This window comes from Pseudomonas sp. (assembly GCF_050739655.1).
In the GTDB taxonomy this organism is placed as follows: Bacteria; Pseudomonadota; Gammaproteobacteria; order Pseudomonadales; family Pseudomonadaceae; genus Aquipseudomonas.
On the sequence record NZ_JBOIBY010000547.1, the window covers coordinates 27,719 to 46,417 of the forward strand.

Consider the following 18,699-nt stretch of genomic DNA (forward strand, 5'->3'; position numbering starts at 1 on the left):
GAGCAGGCTCGCTCCCACAGGGGACGGGGGCGTTCACAGAATCTGAATGTGCGCACACCCTGTGTGGGAGCGAGCCTGCTCGCGATCGCAGCGACGCGGTCTTACTGAATCTCTTCAGGCTTGACGATCACCCAATTCTTGTCCGCCGTCACAGTCAGCCCTTCCTTGGCTTGGGCCGCAGCATTCTTGGCCATCATGCCGTTGATCTGGGTCATGTACTTGTCCTTGCGGTTGACCCACAAATGGACGCCGCCCTTGGCCACATCGACACCGTGGAACAGCATGTAGCCGTCGCTGCTTGGGGTATCGCCGCCGACCAGTACAGGTTTCTTCCATTCATCGATATAGGTCAGGATCGCCGCGTGCTTGCCGGCCATCCAGGTCGCCGGGGTCCACAGGTAGGGGGTCAGTTCGAGACCGAGGTTGGCCTTCTCGTCATACTTGCCGGCGGTGATCTGCTTGCGTGCGGTGGTCAGCTCGCCAGTCTTCGGATCCTTGAGTAGCATCGACACACCGATCACATTCTGCGGTTTGACGTTGTAGCCGTACTTCGGATCAGCCGCGACCATGCGCACTAGTTCTTCGGAGGCAGCGGTCATCACGTAAACCTCGATGCCGTTCTCCATCAGCTTGTTGTAGAGCTCCTGCTGACCGGTGAAGATTTTCGGCGGGTTGACGTCGAGTTTCTTGACCACATCACCTTCGTAGTAAGTCGCCGGCACCGGTTTGCCGGAGGCCATCAGCTCGTCGACATAGCCCTTGAGCTCCTTGAGCGTGAAGCCGGAAAACACCTGGGCGACCCATGGATAGCAAACCATGTCGTCGACTTCACAGAGGCGATAGTAGTAGCTGAACAGGCTTTCCTTGTGGTCGGCGGTGTCCTTGAACGGCATCAGTTTCAGGGAGGGATCGAGCTTGTCGCGGGTGATCAGGCCCTTGTTCTCCATGAATGGCAGCAACGACTCTTCGAGGTCATATCGGTAACTGGTGTTGTCCATGTCGAACACCGCGTAGTTACCTTTGTTGGCGTTGGCCGCGATCATCGCGTCCAGCGCCTTGGCCTGATCAACCGGCCAATGTTTCAGGTCCGTGGCGAACACCTGGCTGGCGAGCCCCAGGCAAATGGCTGCAGCCAAAAATTTCGGTGCGAATCTCATTGGCGTTTCTCCCTGAGTTAAAGAGATCGACGCTAACAAATATGTATGACAGTCCTCGTCTGTCAGCGACCACCAGCGCATCTTTCACGCCAGATGCATTCCCGAGAGCGACGCAGGCTTATTCCAAAAGCGACAGTTCCAAGATGTTTTTGGTATTAATTCATTATTTTTCAAGCTGTTAGGCTTGCCGGTTCGCAGCTGCCCCGGAAGGCAGTTGGCACATGTCTAATGGGAGTTCCAATGAATCTGCCGCTGATTCTCAATCTGCTGGTGTTCCTCGCCCTGCTTCTGGGCCTGGCACAAACCCGCCACACCAACTGGAGCCTGGCGAAAAAGGTCCTGCTCGCGTTGGTGTTGGGCGTGGCGTTCGGTGTGGCGCTGCACACTGTCTACGGAGCCGGCAACCCGGTCCTGAAAGCTTCGATCGGGTGGTTCGATCTGGTGGGCAACGGTTACGTGCAGTTGCTGCAAATGATCGTCATCCCGCTGGTGTTCGCCTCGATCCTCAGTGCCGTGGCCCGTCTGCATAATGCGTCGTCACTGGGCAAAATCAGCTTCCTGACCATCGGCACCCTGCTGTTCACCACCGCCATCGCGGCGTTGATCGGCATTGGCCTGACCAACCTGTTCGGCCTGACCGCCGAAGGCCTGGTGGCCGGCACCCAGGAAATGGCCCGCCTGCAAACCATCCAGACCGACTATGCGGGCAAGGTCGCCGACCTGAATGTGCCGCAACTGCTGCTGTCGTTCATCCCGCAAAACCCGTTCGCCGACTTGGCGCGGGCCAAGCCGACGTCGATCATCAGCGTGGTGATCTTCGCCGCTTTCCTCGGCGTCGCGGCACTGCAATTGCTCAAGGATGACGTGGAAAAAGGTCAGAAAGTGATCAATGCCATCGACACCCTGCAAGCCTGGGTGATGCGTCTGGTGCGCCTGGTGATGAAGTTGACCCCTTACGGTGTACTGGCGCTGATGACCAAAGTGGTTGCCGGCTCCAACCTGCAAGACATCATCAAGCTCGGCAGTTTCGTGGTGGTGTCCTACATCGGCCTGGGCTTGATGTTTGTGGTGCATGGCGTACTGGTATCGGCTGCCGGGATCAACCCGCTGCGCTTCTTCCGCAAGATCTGGCCGGTGCTGACGTTCGCCTTCACCAGCCGTTCGAGCGCCGCGACCATTCCGTTGAGCATCGAAGCGCAGACCAGCCGCCTCGGCATTCCGCAATCCATCGCCAGTTTCGCCGCATCGTTCGGCGCGACCATTGGCCAGAACGGTTGTGCCGGCCTGTACCCGGCGATGTTGGCGGTGATGGTGGCGCCGACCGTGGGCATCAACCCGCTCGATCCGCTGTGGATCGCGACGCTGGTGGCGATTGTGACCATGAGCTCGGCGGGCGTGGCCGGCGTCGGGGGCGGTGCAACCTTTGCCGCGCTGATCGTGTTGCCGGCGATGGGGTTGCCGGTGTCACTGGTGGCGTTGTTGATTTCGGTTGAGCCGCTGATTGATATGGGCCGTACGGCGTTGAACGTGAGTGGCTCGATGACGGCGGGGGCGGTTGCCAGCCAGGTGATGCAGCAGACGGATAAAGCGTTGCTGGAGGCGGATGAGCATTCGGCGTTGGCTCATGCTTAAGTAGCGTCAGCAAGACCGCTATCGCTGGCAAGCCAGCTCCCACAGGGTTCTTAGGTGTTCACACAATTTGTGTTCCAACCGAAGACTTGTGGGAGCTGGCTTGCCAGCGATGCTTTTAGGCCTTTTCCCAGACTTCGAAGTTGTACGCCGGCTTGTCATCCAGCGCCGGGTTTTCCACATTGGAAACCAGCTTCCATTCCTTCGCATCAAACTCCGGAAACCACGCATCCCCTTCCGGGCTCAGCGCCACGCGGGTCAGGTACAAGCGATCAGCCTGCGCCATCCCCTGCGCATACAACTGCGCCCCGCCAATCAGCATCAGCTCATCGACGCCCTGCTCCTTCGCCCATTCTTCGGCACGAGCCACGGCGGCTTCCAGCGACGGGTAAACCTCGGCACCTTCCAGCACCAGATCTGCCTGACGGCTGACCACGATGTTCAAGCGCCCTGGCAGCGGGCGACCGAGGGAATCCCAGGTCTTGCGACCCATGATGATCGGCTTGCCCAGGGTGGTGGCCTTGAAGTATTTGAAGTCCCCCGGCAGGTGCCAGGGCATGCTGTTGTCGACGCCGATCACACGGTTTTCACCGAGGGCTGCGATCAGGCTGAGGGGGAGTTTTTTAGTCATGCCGGCGAGGATACCAGAGCCTCGCTTTCCCCGATAAGCGCCACAGCGGTTATGCTCACAGCTCAATTAAGCGACGGGATGCCGCGTGACTGAACTGAATAACCTCTGGCTGACAGAAACCATCCGCCTGCGTGAAGACCACGCCGGTCCTCTGGAGGATCTGGAAGCCAATCGACTGGCCCGCAGCGCCGGCGGCGATCTGCCGACACGCATTCAACGCCGCGCCCTTTGGCTGGCCGAGCGCGATGGGTTGAGCGATGCCCTCAAGCACTGGCTGCAAGGTGCGCGGCTGGCGCTGATCGTATTGGCGGTGCTGGCGGTGGTCAGCGGCGCCGGGCTAGCCTTTGCCGCGATGGGCGACGGTTTGCAGCCAGTGAATGTGTTCTGGGCGCTGGGCAGTCTGCTCGGGCTTAATCTGATTTTGCTGCTGAGCTGGGCCTTGGGCCTGGTGTTTGCCGGCGAACACGGTGCCAGCCTCGGGCGCTTGTGGTTGTGGCTGAGCGAAAAATTCGCCCGCGATGCCAAAGCCGCGCAACTGGCACCCGCCCTGCTGTTGCTGCTGCAACGTCGCAAACTCAATCGTTGGGCCATCGGCGTATTGGTCAACAGCCTGTGGTTGCTGGCGATGCTCAGCGCGCTGGTGATTCTGCTGACCCTGATGGCCACCCGACGTTATGGCTTCGTCTGGGAAACCACGATCCTCGGCGCCGATACCTTTATTGCCGTGACCCAAGCCCTCGGCGCGCTGCCGGCCTTGCTCGGCTTCAGCGTGCCCACCGAGGCGATGATCCGCGCCAGCGGCGATGGCGCATTGAACATCGAAAGCGCCCGCCAAGCCTGGGCTGCCTGGCTGGTGGGGGTACTGCTGGTCTACGGCGTGGTCCCGCGATTGTTGCTGGCGCTGTTTTGTCTGTGGCGCTGGAAAACCGGTAAAGCGGCCTTGCAGCTGGATCTGAACCTGCCGGGGTACGCGCAACTGCGCGAGCGGTTGATGCCCACCAGTGAACGCCTGGGCGTCAGCGATGCCGCACCGGCTCAACTGCATCGCGTCGAAAGTGGTGTCAGTGAACAGCTCAGCGAAGGCGCGCTACTGGTGGCCATCGAGCTGGATGACCAGCGCCCATGGCCGCCACAACTGCCGAAAAATGTGAGCAACGCCGGCATCCTCGACAGCCGCGAATCGCGACACAAACTCCTCGAACAACTGAGCCGCTTCCCCCCGGCACGCCTCGCTATTGCCTGCGACCCTCAGCGCTCGCCGGATCGCGGTAGCCTGGCATTGATCGCAGAACTCGCCCGCAGCGCCAGCGCCACCCGCGTGTGGTTGCTGCAAGCACCGCCCGGTGAAGCACTGGACGCCGAGCGCCTCGGTGACTGGCATGGGGCATTGCAACAACTCGAACTGCCATTCGCCGATTGTGCACCGATGAACTGGTTGGAGACGGGTCATGACTGACAGCCGCAAGCCGCCGCTGAAACTCGCCGTGGTCGGCCATACCAACGTTGGCAAGACTTCGTTGCTGCGCACCCTGACCCGCGACGTCGGCTTCGGCGAAGTGTCCCATCGGCCCAGCACTACGCGGCATGTCGAAGGCGCGCGTCTGTCGGTGGACGGCGAGCCGCTGCTCGATCTCTATGACACCCCAGGCCTTGAAGACGCCATCGCCCTGCTCGATTACCTCGAACGCCTGGAGCGTCCCGGTGAACGACTGGACGGCCCCGCTCGACTGGCGCGTTTTCTCGATGGCAGCGAAGCGCGGCAACGTTTCGAACAGGAAGCCAAGGTCCTACGCCAATTGCTGGCATCCGACGCTGGGCTCTATGTGATCGACGCTCGGGAGCCGGTGCTCGCCAAGTATCGCGATGAGCTGGAAGTGTTGGCCAGTTGCGGCAAGCCGCTGCTGCCGGTGCTGAATTTTGTCAGCAGCGCCAACCATCGTGAACCGGCGTGGCGTGAAGCGCTGGCTCGTCTTGGCCTGCATGCCCTGGTGCGTTTCGACAGTGTCGCGCCACCGGAGGATGGCGAACGCCGACTCTATGAAAGCCTCGCTTTGCTGTTGGAAAACGCACGACCACAATTGGAACGCCTGATCGCCGACCTGCAGGCCCAACGCATGGCCCGTGAACAAAGTGCTACTCGGTTGATTGCCGAACTTTTGATCGATTGCGCTGCGTGCCGTCGCAGCGTGGTCAGCGACGCCGAGCAGGAACAGCAAGCCATCAGCGAACTGCGTAAAGCCGTACGCCAGCGTGAACAACGCTGTGTCGAAGCGCTGCTCAAGCTGTATGCCTTCCGTCCTCAGGACGCCGCCGCCAGCGATCTGCCATTGCTTGACGGTCGTTGGGGCGACGACCTGTTCAATCCGGAAACCCTCAAGCAACTGGGCGTGCGGGTTGGCGGCGGGATCGCCGCGGGCGCCGCTGCCGGGGCCGGTGTCGATTTGCTGGTCGGCGGCATTACCCTCGGCGCTGCGGCGTTGGCCGGTGCCATCGCAGGTGGCGCACTGCAAACCGCTCGAAGTTATGGCAGTCGCTTGCTGGGCAAACTCAAGGGCCAGCGTGAGTTGACCGTCGATGACAACGTGCTGCGGCTGTTGGCGCTGCGTCAGCGGCAATTGCTGCAAGCGCTGAACGCCCGTGGTCATGCGGCGATAGATAGCATTCAGGTGGCCACGCCCACGGACAAGACGTGGCGTGAAGGCAAGTTGCCCGAAGCGCTGAACAAGGCGCGGGCGTATCCGCAGTGGTCTTCGCTTAATCCGCATCCGAAGTTGAATCAGGCGGAGCGGCAGGAGCAGATTGAAGCTCTGGCCGGGCAGCTTTAACTCTGGCAATTGAGTTGAGGCCACCGGCCTCATCGCGAGCAGGCTCGCTCCCACAGGGGATTTGCGTCGATCACAGATCCAATGTGGGAGCGAGCCTGCTCGCGATGGAGGCGACTCGGTCCCGATGCATTACGCAGTCAACAGTCGCAACGCCTTGTCCTTCAACACCGCCAAATCAATCACCGGCACATGCATCTCCTTGGCCAGTTCATCCCACTGGCGCATGCGCAAACTCACGGCACACAACGGGTCTTGCTCGAAAGCCTGGGCCTCTTGCTCGGTCATCATCCCGCCCTGATATTCCAGGGTCCGGCGACTGGCCTCACTCAGGCGCTCGTAATATCCCGGCTCCTTGAGCGTCAGGTAGCGCTTGGCTTGAACGTGGCACTCAACCAACCGCGCCATGCGTTCGCTGAAGCCAATACCGCGCAGATAATCGGCGCCCAGCCGTTCATGGCTGACCACACCAAAGCCGCCCATGTTCTCGGCACCCTCGGCGCAGATGTGGCCGATGTCGTGGAAGAACGCCGCGAGCACCACTTCATCATCGAAGCCTTCCGCCATCGCGCATTGCGCGGCCTGGGACATATGCTCGATCTGCGACACAGGCTCGCCGATGTAATCGCTGCCGCCGAAGCGTTCGTACAGGGCGAATACCTTGGCGACTGCTTGTTCGTTGGGGTTCATCAGAATTCTCTTGATGACGTTAGATGTGTGCTGAATGGTAGACCGTCTTCGCGGGCAAGCCCGCTCCCACAGGTTTTCGGGTGGATCACAGATTGTGTGAACACTCACGATCTCTGTGGGAGCGGCGGTGCGACGATTCGACTTGCCCGCGATGAGGCCCTGTCAGACTGCGAGAATCTTACTTGGCCGCCACTTTCTCAGACTTACCGTCATACCGTTTGCGCCACTCGGTCAGGATCTCATCACGATTCTTCGAGGCCCAGGCAAAGTCGTTCTTGATCAAACGCTGCTCATAATCAGCCGGCAGTTCGGTCTGTGGCTTGGCAATACCTGGCTGCGCGAGCACAGCGAAGTTTTCCTTGTAGAGCTCCATCGCCTCAGGGCTGGCCGAGAAATCAGCGAGTTTCTTCGCTGCATCTTCATGTGGCGTGCCCTTGATCACGGCAGTCGCTTCGATCTCCCAGCCCAAACCTTCCTTCGGCAGGATGATGTCCAGCGGTGCGCCCTGACGCTTGAGTTGCACAGCCGGGTATTCGAAGGAAATACCGATCGGGAATTCACCGGAAGCCGCCAGTTTGCAAGGCTTGGAACCCGAGTGAACGTACTGGCCGATGTTCTGGTGCAGGCCGTCCATGTACGCCCAGCCCTGTTTCTCGCCGAAGGTCTGCAACCAGGCGCTGACATCGAGGAAACCGGTGCCGGACGACGCCGGGTTCGGCATGACGATCTTGCCTTTGTATTCAGGCTTGGTCAGGTCTTGCCAGCTCACGGGTTTGGTCAGGCCCTGCTTTTCGGCTTCGACGGTGTTGAAGCAAATGGTCGCGGCCCAGACGTCCATGCCGACCCAGGCTGGCGGGTTGGCGGCATCGCGGTAGTTGCCGCCGATCTTGCCCAGATCCGCAGGTGCGTAGCTTTGCAGCATGCCTTGCTGGTCGAGGATCGCCAGGCTCGAAGCCGCCAGGCCCCAGACCGCATCAGCCTGCGGACGGGCTTTTTCAGCCAGCAGCTTGGCGGTGATGATGCCGGTGGAGTCGCGCACCCATTTGATCTCGACGTCCGGGTTGGCTTTTTCGAATGCTTCCTTGTACGTCTTCAGTTGCTCGGCTTCGAGGGCGGTGTACACCGTCAACTCGGTTTTCGCCGCAAAGGCGTTCAGGCTGAAAGCGGTGAGGACAGCAGCGGCCAGGGCCATAGGCTTGAACATGATCTTTTCCTGTTTTTTGAGTTGAAGGGTTATGCAGATTCAAAGACCGGGCGCGGTCTGCCGCCAGGCTTGGGAGCGGCGCAGCAAGCCCCGCGAAGCCCAGGCCAGCAGCAGGGACACGCCCGCCGAGGTGAACAGAATCAGGGTCGACATCGCCGCCGCGCCGCCGACGTTGCCGGCGTCATCCATGTTCAGCACCGCCACCGCCGCGAGGATGGTGTCGGGGCTGTAGAGGAAGATCGCCGCCGAGACGGTGGTCATGGCCGAGACGAACAGGTAGCGCACGATGTCCAGCAGCGCCGGCAGGCAGATCGGCACGGTGACGCGCAGGTAGTGCCGATACAGCGGCGCCTTGAGCGACAGCGCGGCGGCTTCGAACTCGGCATCGAGCTGACGCAGGGCCGTGGTGGCGGTCATTTGCGCGGTGGTCAAATAATGCGCAATGGTGCAAACCACCAGCAGGGTCATGGTCCCGTAGAGTACGTGCAGCGGATTGCCGGTGAGGTTGAAGAAGAAGACATAACCCAGACCCAGCACCAATCCCGGTACCGCCATCGGTACGAAACTGAGCATGCGCAGTGTCAGATTGAGGCCGCGCTGGCCCTTGGTTTTTTCCATCAGGTAGGCGCCGGTGAAAATCAGCACACTGCCGATCAACGCCGAGCACAACGCCATCTTCACGCTGTTGCCGTAGGCCAGCCAGCCACCACCCGCGGTGTCGTTGAACTGGTAATGGTTGAGCGACAGCGACAGGTTGTACGGCCAGAACTTAACCAGGGAAGAAAACACCGCCATGCCGAACACCAGCAGCAACGTCGCGCAGATCAGCAGCACGATGGCCAGGTAGCATCCGTCGCGCAGCTTCGATGGTGCAGGCTTGAACACCTGGGCGCGACCGCTCATGGAGTCGCCATGGCGCCGACGCAACCAGGCATCGACCCCGAAGCTGAACAGCGCCGGCAGCAACAACACCATGCCGATCAACGCGCCGCGACCGAACTGTTGCTGGCCGACCACCGCCTTGTAGGCTTCCAGCGCCAGCACTTGATAGTCGCCGCCGACCACCACGGGCACACCGAAGTCAGTAATGGTCAGAGTGAAGACGAGGCAGAACGCAGCAAACACAGCCTGACGCGTCGCAGGCCAGGTGATGCTGCGGAAAGCTTTTGCAGGACTGGCGCCCATGCTGGAAGCAGCATCGAACAATCGCGCATCCGCCAGGGACAACGCCGACAGCAGAATCATCAAGGCGTGTGGGAAGGTGTAGATCACCTCACCCAGAACAATGCCCCAGAAACCGTAGATGTTGTCCGAGAGCAAACCGCGCAGCATGCCTTGGTTGCCGAACAGATAAACCAGCGCGATCCCAGGCAGCATGGACGGTGCCATCAAGGGCAGCAGCGAGATGCCGCGCCAGATGCCTTTGCCGGGAATCAATGTGCGTTGCAGTGCGTAGGCAAACAGGTAGGCCAACGGTACGACGATGGCCGCGACGCTGAGGGAAACCTTCAGGCTGTTGCCCAGCAACCAGTGAAAATTCGCGCTGGTCACCAGTTCCCGCGCCGCCAACCAGCCTCCCCCCTGTCCGGCTTCAGAGCTGAAACCGCGCCAGAAGATCGCCAACAATGGCATCAACACGGCAACGCCGAGTAATACCAGCAAGAGGACTTTGCCGCCGACCACGAAGATCCGGTCGCCGATCTCGGCACGGGAAACCTGCCGAACCTGCTTATGCGGTATCGGCAGTGCGATGTTCGCGCTCATCAGGCGAACACCTGAAGGCTACGCGGTGGCAAGGCGACCATAATCTGCTGCGCGCCCAGACGCGGCATGGCTTCCGGTGCCAGTTCGGCAAGCAGGGCGTGGCCCGGCAGATGGTCAAGTTCGAAGCTCATGCGGCAACGGTTGCCGAGGAAGGTGATCTCACGAACCTTGGCCGGGAACAGGTTTTCTTCGTGTACCACCGGATTGACGTTGATCGCTTCGGGGCGGCAGAACAGACGGCCCGAGGCATTCTTTGCGCTGCCATCGGCCAAGCGCAGGCTCATCCCGCCGACCTGGGCATGGCTGTCGCTGTTACGACTGAAGGGCAGCCAGTTACCCTGGCCGACGAACTCCGCCACGAATGGCGTCGCCGGGCGGTTGTAGATTTCCTGCGGCGTGGCGTACTGCTCGACCTTGCCGTTGTTCATCACGGCAATGCGGTCGGCCATCAACATGGCCTCGTCCTGGTTGTGGGTCACCATCAGGGTGGTGATGCCGAGGCTGCGTTGCAGTTGGCGCAGTTCGGTGCACAGATGCTCGCGGACGCGGGCATCAAGGGCCGACATCGGTTCATCCAGCAGCAACAGCGATGGCGCTGGAGCCAGCGCCCGAGCCAATGCCACCCGCTGCTGCTGGCCACCAGACAATTGGCCGGGATACTTTTTCTCACTGCCGCTCAGGCCCACCAGCTCCAGCATCTGCCCGACACGCTGGCGCACCTGATCGCGCCCACTGCCGGCCAGACCGTAGGCGATGTTCGCTTCGACGGTGAGATTGGGAAACAACGCGTAGGACTGAAACAGAATGCCGTAGTCCCGGGCCTGGGGCGCCAGGTGGGAAACGTTGCGATCGCCCAGGTACAACTCGCCGCTGTCCTGTTTTTCCAGACCGGCAATGCAGCGCAGCAAGGTGGTTTTGCCGCAACCCGATGGCCCAAGCAGACACACCAGCTCACCGGCCGCCACGTCCAGGGAGACATTATCCAGGGCGGTAAAGGCACCAAAGCGCTTTTGCACGCCGCGCACTTTCATTGGTGCGCCGGGGTTGGTCAGGTTCGAGTTGTTCATGGACGGACCTCATCTAACAGATGCAGGCCATCCTAGAGTTGTAATGCGTCCGTCATATGGCAGTGAGGCAAAAACGGCCGATAGTGGCATTCAAGGATTTTGGTTGGCCTCGACCACTGATCGTTCCCACGCTCCGCGTGGGAACGCCTCCTCGGACGCTCCGCGTTCGGCCTTTGGGACGCAGAGCGTCCCGGGCTGCATTCCCACGCAGAGCGTGGGAACGATCAAGGCTGCGATCTTTTGATCTTCTAGGCCGGGGACATTTCCTGCGCCAACCCAAGAAACGCCGCCGGCAACCGCGCGTTTTTCCGCTCTTTGAGGCAGTACAGGTATTCCGGCAGCAACGGCGCATTCTCGATGGTCAGCACCCGCAGCTGCGGATCATGGGGCACTTCCTGGCGGGCGATGAGGCTGATGCCGATATTGCGCAGCACCGCCTCCCGGATCGACTCGCGGCTGCCGATCTCCAGCAACGGCCCCAGACTCACCCCGGCGCCAGCCAACAACTCTTCGGTCATGCGCCGGGTGGTCGAGCCCGTCTCGCGCATCAATAACGTATGCCCGGCCAGTGCGCTTAGGGGCACATGGTCGTGGACTGCTAGCGGATGATTGCGATGTACGGCCAACACCAGCGGATCACTGCCGAGCACCCGGCGTATCAACCGCGCATCCTCCAGTAACTGTGAGGAAGCCGCGACATCGACCCGGTATTCTTCCAGCGCTTCGAGCACCTGCTGGGAGTTGCCGATTTCCACCGACACTTCGACCTGCGGCAAACGCTCGCGAAAGGTCTTTACCAGATCGAGGATGTAATAGGGCGCCGTGGCGGCAATGCGTAACGTGCCCTGGAACTGACCGCTGTTGCGCAGGAAAAACTCGATGTCGGCTTCCTGTTGCAACAGCGCCTTGACCATTGGCAACAGCCGAGCCCCCTCATCGCTGACACTGAGACGGCGACCGCCACGGTAGAACAATTCCACCGAGTACTGGCTTTCCAGATTGCGAACCTGCGTCGTCACCGTAGGTTGGCTCAAGCCGAGCTTCTTGGCAGCCAGGGTAATGCTGCCCAGGCGGGCAACCATGTAAAACGCCTTCAGCTCGGCACTCAGCACAACCGTCCCTCATCCTTCATTTGCGCAGCAGGCGCAAACCGTTGAACACCACCAACAGGCTCACGCCCATGTCGGCGAACACCGCCATCCACATGGTAGCGAGCCCGGCGAAGGTTACCCCAAGAAAGATCGCCTTGATGACCAATGCCAGCGCGATGTTCTGTTTGAGGATGCTGGATGTTTGTCGCGACAGCCGAATGAATGTCGGGATTTTGCGCAGATCGTCGCCCATCAGGGCGACATCGGCGGTTTCGATGGCTGTATCGGTACCGGCGGCGGCCATGGCGAAACCGATCTCCGAACGGGCCAGCGCCGGTGCGTCGTTGATACCGTCACCGACCATGCCGACACGGTGGCCCTGCGCATACAGCTCTTCGATGGCTTGCAGTTTGTCGGTCGGCAGCAAATCGCCCCGGGCCTGATCGATGCCGACTTGCGCAGCAATCGCCTGCGCCGTGTGGACGTTGTCACCGGTGAGCATCAGGGTTTTCACCCCGAGCTCATGCAACTGGCCAATCGCTTCGCGGCTGGATTCCTTGACCGTATCAGCCACGGCGAACAGCGCCAGCGGGCCGGATTGGTCGAGCAGCAGCACCACGGATTTGCCCTGTTTCTCCAGTGCGAACAGCTTTTCTTCCAGTGCCGGCGAGCACAGGCCCAACTCTTCAACCAGACGATGGTTGCCCAAGTGGTAGGTCTGGCCGTTGATGTCACCGCGTACACCTCGGCCGCCCAGCGCTTCGAAGTTATCCACAGTCAGCGCCGCAAGTTGCTTATCCACAGCCGCATTGGCAATAGCCAGCGAGACCGGGTGATCGGAACGCCCGGCCAGCGCCGCCGCTATCGCCGGAGCCGTGGCATCGGCGGTCGGGTCGAGGGACAGATAATCGGTCTGCACCGGTTTGCCGTGGGTGATCGTGCCGGTCTTGTCCAACGCCAGATAGTTGAGCTTGTGACCGCCCTCCAGATACACGCCGCCCTTGATCAGAATGCCTTTGCGCGCTGCCGCGGCGAGGCCGCTGACGATGGTCACCGGAGTCGAAATCACCAGTGCGCAAGGGCAGGCAACCACCAGCAGCACCAGTGCGCGGTAGATCCAGTCAAACCACGCTCCACCCATGAACAACGGAGCAATCACCGCTACGCCCAAGGCAAATACGAACACCGCCGGCGTGTAGATTTTCGAGAATTGGTCGACGAAGCGTTGGGTCGGCGCCCTCGCGCCCTGGGCCTGTTCCACGGCGTGGATGATCCGCGCCAGTGTCGAGTTGTTCGCCGCAGCGGTTACCGCGTATTCAAGCGAACCGGCCTGATTGATGGTCCCAGCGAACACCTTGTCACCAACGGCCTTCTCCACGGGCAGGCTTTCACCGGTGATCGGTGCCTGATCGATAGTCGAGTTGCCGCTGAGCACGTCGCCATCCAGCGCGATGCGCTCTCCCGGCCTAACCCGCACACGGGCGCCGAGATCGACGCTTTTCACGTCCTGTTCAAGCCAACTTCCATCAACCTGCAACACCGTGGCCTGTTCAGGGGTCATTTGCATCAGGCCACTGATGGCATTGCGTGCGCGGTCCAACGAGCGAGCCTCAATCAACTCCGCCACGGTAAACAGGAACATCACCATGGCCGCTTCAGGCCACTGGCCAATCAGGATCGCGCCCGTCACCGCGATGCTCATCAGCGCGTTGATGTTCAGGTTCAGGTTTTTCAGGGCAATCCAGCCCTTTTTATAGGTGCCCAAGCCGCCACTGAGGATCGAGACCAGCGCAATGACCGCCACCACCCAGTTCGGCGCAGCGCTGGTGAAGTGGATGACTTCGGCCAGCAAAGCGCCCACACCGGACAGCGCCAATGGCCACCAGGGTTTCTTCTCAGGTACCGGCGCCGGTGCTTCGACGCCCTGCTCCAGCGGCTCGGCCTGCATGCCGAGGGACTCGATGGCGCTGATGATCGGTGCGGTGCTGACCAGGTTATGGGTGACGCCCAAAACCCGGGTAATCAAATTGAACTCCAGCTGCTGTACGCCTGTCAGTTTTCCTAACTTGTTCTGAATCAGCGTTTGCTCGGTCGGGCAATCCATGGCTTCAATACGGAAACTGCTTAGTCGCGCATCGGCACTTGGCGCTTCGCTCAACTTAATCAGTGCGGGCGCTGCAACTTTTGACGAGCAGCAGGCATCACCGCCGTGGGTATGTTTATGCACAGGCTGCAATTTGTGACTGTGATCGTGCCCGTCGCCGGGCTTGTGGGTGTGCTGTGAATCGCTCATTGGTCGCGTCCATGAAGGTGCCTGTTGCCAAGTAAAGACCCTGTAGCGACTATAGGGTCAAGCACCCTTTGGGAGATTGTCGTCATGAAGATTGGCGAACTGGCCAAACTCACTGATTGCGCCGTGGAAACCATCCGTTACTACGAGCGCGAAAGCCTGCTGCCGGAACCGGCCCGGAGCGATGGCAACTACCGCGTCTACACCCAGGCCCACGCCGAGCGCCTGACCTTCATTCGCAACTGCCGCACCCTCGACATGACCCTGGAAGAGATCCGCAGCCTGCTGGCGTTTCGCGACAGCCCGCAGGATCAGTGCGAGAGCGTCAACGCACTGATCGACGAACACATTCATCACGTGAAAGCGCGGATTGATGGGTTATTGGCCTTGCAGACGCAACTGCTCGACCTGCGCCAACGCTGTGGCGAAGGGCCGGAGGTGGATCAATGCGGGATTTTGCAGCGATTGGAGGTAAGTGGCGGGGTTGTTGCGACGGAGGTTGAGCATTCGCATGTAGGCCGAAGCCACGGCCATTGAACCCACCGCAGAACCCAATGTGGGAGCTAGCCTGCTAGCGATAGCGGTTCTTCAGTCACATCATTGTTGGATGTGCCGTCGCTATCGCTAGCAGGCTAGCTCCCACAGGGGTATTGCGTGCAGATTGTCAGACCGCCATTGGCGCCGTCATTGGTGCATGGTGCTCGTAGCCTTCCAGCGAGAAGTCGCTCGGCTCGACCAGTTCCAGCCATTCGGGCTGGTACACACCCGTCTTGGCAAACTCCGGCACTCGGTCGGAAATCACCAGTTTCGGCATCGGGAACGGCTCGCGTTTGAGCTGTTCGTTGAGCATGTCCAGGTGGTTTTCGTAGACGTGGGCATCGCCGATGAAATAGGTGAACCAACGCGGCGTGTAGCCGGTCAGGCGCCCGATCAGGCTCAGCAGCGCAGCACCTTCGGTGAGGTTGAATGGCGTGCCGAGGCCCAGGTCGTTGGAGCGGATGTAGAGGGTCAAAGAAATCTCTTTGGTCTCGACATTCGGGTGGAACTGGTACAGCAAATGGCACGGCGGCAAGGCCATTTCATCCAGTTGCGCGACGTTCCAGCCGTGGAACAGGATGCGGCGGCTGCCCGGGTCCTTGATGATGGTATCGACGCATTGGCGAACCTGATCGATGGCCTTGTACAACACCACATAGGCCTGGCCGTCTTCTTCGCCTTCAGCGATCTGGCGGTAGCCTTGCTTCAGGGTTTGCTCGATGGCGGCTGGATTGCTGACCGGGATCTGCTTGTACGCCGGCCATTTGCGCCATTGCACGCCATAGATTTCGCCGAGATCGTCTTCACCCTGACGGAAAGGGTTGGCCAGCCACTGGGCATTTTCGTTGGCATTCTGGTCCCAGACCTTGCAGCCCAGGGCGCGAAATTCGGCGGCGTTGTTCACGCCACGCAGAAAACCGCACATCTCGCCGATGGCCGACTTGAAGGCCATTTTGCGTGTAGTGATCGCCGGAAAACCTTCCTGCAGGTCATAACGCAGCATCGCGCCGGGAAAGCTGATGGTGTTCACGCCAGTGCGGTTGGCCTGCTTGGTGCCGTTCTTGATGACGTGGGCGACCAGTTCGAGATATTGCTTCATGAGTTACCTGTGTCCTTGAACCCGGGGCCGAAGCCCCGGCATTCGAATTTAAACCGCTGCCGCTGGAGTCGCCGGGGCGCGGTGATACGCCAGCCAGATCAACAACAGACCGCCGAGAATCATCGGCACGCACAACACCTGGCCCATGGTCAGCCAGTTCCAGGCCAGGTAGCCCAGTTGCGCATCCGGTACGCGGACGAATTCCACAATGAAGCGGAAAATCCCGTAAAACAGCGCGAACATCCCCGAAACCGCCATGGTTGGCCGCGGCTTGCGCGAGAACAGCCACAGGATCAGGAACAGCGCCACGCCTTCCAGCGCAAATTGGTAAAGCTGCGACGGATGGCGTGGCAACTGCGCCGGGTCGCTAAACGGAGGGAAGATCATTGCCCATGGCACGTCGGTCGCCTTGCCCCACAACTCGGCGTTGATGAAGTTGCCGATACGCCCGGCACCCAGGCCAATCGGCACCATTGGCGCTACAAAGTCCATCAGCTGGAAGAACGACTTGTTGTTCTTCTTGCCGAACCACAACGCCGCCAGCATCACCCCGATGAAGCCGCCGTGGAACGACATACCCCCCTTCCACACTTCGAAAATCAGCGTCGGGTTGGCCAGGTAGGCGCTCAGATCGTAGAACAGCACATAACCCAGGCGACCGCCGACGATGACCCCCATCGACATCCAGAACACCATGTCGGAGAGTTTCTCCTTGGTCCAGGTCGGGTCGAAGCGGTTCAAGCGGCGGGACGCCAGCAGCCAGGCGCCGCCGATACCGATCAGGTACATCAGACCGTACCAGTGGATTTTCAGCGGACCGATGGCCAGGGCCACCGGGTCGATCTGCGGGTAAGGCAGCATTGCGACTCCTCGTTAGAGTTCAAATCTAAAAAATTCCCGGGCGACGCTGCCACCTCAGGATTAAGCCAGGATTGCGCTGCGCGTCAGAATAGATGCTTCAGACTAGAAAGTTCAGGCCAACGCAGAACAGCAAAGCGGCAAACAGCCTTTTGAGCAACTTCGGCGACAGCTTGTGGGCCAGCCGCGCACCGAAACGAGCGAAGACCATGCTGGTCAAGGCAATGCCCAGCAACGCCGGTAAATAAATGAAACCGAGACTATGGGCCGGCAGTAATGGATCGTGCCAGCCCAAAATCATGAAACTTAATGCACTTGCCAAAGCGATCGGCAGGCCGCAGGCCGACGATGTCGCAACGGCTTGCTGCATCGGTACGCTACGCCAGGTCAGGAACGGCACGGTCAGCGAACCGCCACCAATGCCGAAAATCGCCGAAGCCCATCCGATGACACTGCCGGCCACGGTCAGACCGACTTTACCCGGCACGGTTCGGCTGGCCTTGGGTTTGACGTCCAGTGCCAACTGCGCAGCGATCACCAGGGCGAACACACCGATGATTTTCTGCAGGTTCGGTCCCGAAATCGCTTCAGCGGTCAGGGCGCCGAAACCGGCACCGATCAGGATGCCAACGGTCATCCACATGAAGATTGGCCAGCGTACGGCACCACGGCGGTGATGCTCGCGCACCGCGTTGACCGAGGTAAAGATGATGGTCGCCAGTGACGTACCGACTGCCAAGTGGGTCAGGATCGACGCATCGAAACCCTGCAGGGTAAAACTGAACACCAGCACCGGAACGATGATGATTCCGCCGCCCACCCCAAACAGCCCCGCCAGCACCCCGGCACAGGCGCCGAGCGCCAGATAGAGCAGAAATTCCATGGTGCTTCCCCACCCAACCCCAAATCCGGAGCGGCATGGTAACGGATGCATGGCGTTCGGCTCCACTGGATGGCGATGGATACCCGCACGTTGACTGCGTAGAGTGGGCAAAAAACACACAAGGATCACCTTATGTGCCTGATTGTTTTTGCCTGGCGGCCGGGCCATGCCCAACCGCTGATCGTGGCGGCCAACCGCGACGAATTTTACGCGCGCCCCAGCCTGCCATTGGCGCAGTGGCCTGAAACGCCCCATGTTTACGCCGGGCGCGATCTGGAGGCCGGGGGTACGTGGCTTGGTGTCGGTGCCAAGGGGCGCTTCGCCGCCTTGACCAATATTCGCGATCCTCAGCGACCTACCGGGCTCAAGTCCCGAGGCGAACTGGTGGCTCGCTTTCTCACCGCAGAGCTGCCAATTGACGACTACTTGAGCGAAGTTGTCGCACGTTCGCAGGAATATGGCGGTTTTAACCTGCTGGTTGGCAATGCCAATGAACTCTGGCACTTCAACGCACGGGAATCGGAAGCGGTCATGCTGGCGCCGGGCGTCTACGGGCTATCCAACGCCGGGCTGGATACGCCATGGCCGAAATTGCTCAAGGCCAGGGCAGCATTGAGCGAGGTACTGGATGACCCACAGCCTCAGGCGTTGCTGGCCTTGCTTGGCGATGCGCAGCAAGCGCCGTTTGCCGAGCTGCCGGATACAGGTGTGGGGCAGGCCACCGAGACGCTGTTGTCGAGTGTGTTTATTGCCAGTCAGAGTTACGGGACTCGGGCGAGTACGGCGTTGATTGTGCAGGCGGATGGGGCGCGGCATCTGGTCGAAAGGAGTTTCGGGCCGTATGGCGGGCATCTTGGGGAGGTTGAGATCAGGCTTTAGTTTTTGTGTCGCCTGGGCTGACGCCTTCGCGGGCAAGCCCGCTCCCACAGGGCTCTCTGGTGTTCACACCATCTGTGTTTCACTCGAGAACCTGTGGG

The 18,699-nt window shown here is 60.6% G+C and carries 16 protein-coding genes; 5 read left to right on the top strand and 11 right to left on the bottom strand.

The features are described from left to right. Nucleotides 1-101: 101 nt before the first annotated feature. Nucleotides 102-1,157, bottom strand: coding sequence for a haloacid dehalogenase-like hydrolase (locus tag ACRESJ_RS26285; protein ID WP_431760470.1), 1,056 nt, complete (start codon nt 1,155-1,157; stop codon nt 102-104). Nucleotides 1,158-1,397: 240 nt separating this feature from the next. Here ACRESJ_RS26285 and ACRESJ_RS26290 point away from each other — a divergent pair, with 240 nt between their 5' ends. Next, complete coding sequence (locus ACRESJ_RS26290) at nt 1,398-2,789, top strand: L-cystine transporter (protein WP_431760471.1); 1,392 nt, start codon at nt 1,398-1,400, stop codon at nt 2,787-2,789. A 115-nt stretch (nt 2,790-2,904) separates the two neighbouring features. On the opposite strand, the gene ACRESJ_RS26295 is transcribed toward ACRESJ_RS26290, so the two are convergent. Next, nucleotides 2,905-3,417 carry a dihydrofolate reductase gene (locus ACRESJ_RS26295; RefSeq protein WP_431760472.1) on the bottom strand — a complete coding sequence of 171 codons (513 nt, stop codon included), beginning with the start codon at nt 3,415-3,417 and terminating at the stop codon, nt 2,905-2,907. An 85-nt stretch (nt 3,418-3,502) separates the two neighbouring features. Between ACRESJ_RS26295 and ACRESJ_RS26300 the strand changes: the two genes are divergently transcribed. Together ACRESJ_RS26300 and ACRESJ_RS26305 are read left to right on the top strand one after the other, a co-directional pair. Next, on the top strand, nt 3,503-4,873 hold the full coding sequence (locus tag ACRESJ_RS26300; protein WP_431760473.1) for a DUF2868 domain-containing protein: 1,371 nt from the start codon (nt 3,503-3,505) through the stop codon (nt 4,871-4,873). Beyond that, on the top strand, nt 4,866-6,242 hold the full coding sequence (locus ACRESJ_RS26305; RefSeq protein WP_431760474.1) for a GTPase/DUF3482 domain-containing protein: 1,377 nt from the start codon (nt 4,866-4,868) through the stop codon (nt 6,240-6,242). Before ACRESJ_RS26300 ends, ACRESJ_RS26305 begins: the two co-directional genes overlap by 8 nt. A gap of 129 nt (nt 6,243-6,371) precedes the next feature. Here the strand turns inward: ACRESJ_RS26305 and ACRESJ_RS26310 are convergent, their stop codons facing one another. From ACRESJ_RS26310 to ACRESJ_RS26335, 6 genes are all read right to left on the bottom strand, one after another. Continuing rightward, nucleotides 6,372-6,929 carry a phosphonate degradation HD-domain oxygenase gene (locus tag ACRESJ_RS26310; protein ID WP_431760475.1) on the bottom strand — a complete coding sequence of 186 codons (558 nt, stop codon included), beginning with the start codon at nt 6,927-6,929 and terminating at the stop codon, nt 6,372-6,374. 178 nt (nt 6,930-7,107) lie between these two features. Continuing rightward, nucleotides 7,108-8,133, bottom strand: a complete 1,026-nt coding sequence (locus ACRESJ_RS26315) for a putative 2-aminoethylphosphonate ABC transporter substrate-binding protein (RefSeq protein ID WP_431760476.1) — start codon at nt 8,131-8,133, stop codon at nt 7,108-7,110. Nucleotides 8,134-8,172: 39 nt separating this feature from the next. Further along, the gene (locus ACRESJ_RS26320; protein WP_431760477.1) at nt 8,173-9,897 is read right to left on the bottom strand and encodes a putative 2-aminoethylphosphonate ABC transporter permease subunit; all 1,725 of its coding nucleotides are present in this window, start codon (nt 9,895-9,897) and stop codon (nt 8,173-8,175) included. Then, entirely contained in the window at nt 9,897-10,964 is a 1,068-nt protein-coding gene (locus tag ACRESJ_RS26325) for a putative 2-aminoethylphosphonate ABC transporter ATP-binding protein (RefSeq protein WP_431760478.1), read from the bottom strand. The genes ACRESJ_RS26320 and ACRESJ_RS26325 overlap by 1 nt, the downstream gene beginning before the upstream one ends. A gap of 248 nt (nt 10,965-11,212) precedes the next feature. After that, on the bottom strand, nt 11,213-12,076 hold the full coding sequence (locus ACRESJ_RS26330) for a LysR family transcriptional regulator (protein WP_431760479.1): 864 nt from the start codon (nt 12,074-12,076) through the stop codon (nt 11,213-11,215). A gap of 16 nt (nt 12,077-12,092) precedes the next feature. Beyond that, on the bottom strand, nt 12,093-14,348 hold the full coding sequence (locus tag ACRESJ_RS26335; protein WP_431760480.1) for a heavy metal translocating P-type ATPase: 2,256 nt from the start codon (nt 14,346-14,348) through the stop codon (nt 12,093-12,095). Nucleotides 14,349-14,432: 84 nt separating this feature from the next. Between ACRESJ_RS26335 and cadR the strand changes: the two genes are divergently transcribed. After that, a complete protein-coding gene (gene cadR / locus ACRESJ_RS26340) occupies nt 14,433-14,882 on the top strand; it encodes a Cd(II)/Pb(II)-responsive transcriptional regulator (protein ID WP_431760481.1) in 450 nt (149 codons plus the stop codon). Between the two features lie 127 nt (nt 14,883-15,009). Here cadR and ACRESJ_RS26345 read toward each other — a convergent pair whose 3' ends face one another. From ACRESJ_RS26345 to ACRESJ_RS26355, 3 genes are all read right to left on the bottom strand, one after another. Then, nucleotides 15,010-15,981 carry a thymidylate synthase gene (locus ACRESJ_RS26345; protein ID WP_034147592.1) on the bottom strand — a complete coding sequence of 324 codons (972 nt, stop codon included), beginning with the start codon at nt 15,979-15,981 and terminating at the stop codon, nt 15,010-15,012. Nucleotides 15,982-16,029: 48 nt separating this feature from the next. Next, entirely contained in the window at nt 16,030-16,842 is an 813-nt protein-coding gene (gene lgt, locus ACRESJ_RS26350) for a prolipoprotein diacylglyceryl transferase (RefSeq protein ID WP_431760482.1), read from the bottom strand. Between the two features lie 97 nt (nt 16,843-16,939). After that, nucleotides 16,940-17,722, bottom strand: a complete 783-nt coding sequence (locus tag ACRESJ_RS26355) for a sulfite exporter TauE/SafE family protein (RefSeq protein ID WP_431760483.1) — start codon at nt 17,720-17,722, stop codon at nt 16,940-16,942. A 132-nt stretch (nt 17,723-17,854) separates the two neighbouring features. Here ACRESJ_RS26355 and ACRESJ_RS26360 point away from each other — a divergent pair, with 132 nt between their 5' ends. After that, a complete protein-coding gene (locus tag ACRESJ_RS26360) occupies nt 17,855-18,601 on the top strand; it encodes an NRDE family protein (RefSeq protein WP_431760484.1) in 747 nt (248 codons plus the stop codon). The last annotated feature ends 98 nt before the right edge of the window (nt 18,602-18,699 follow it).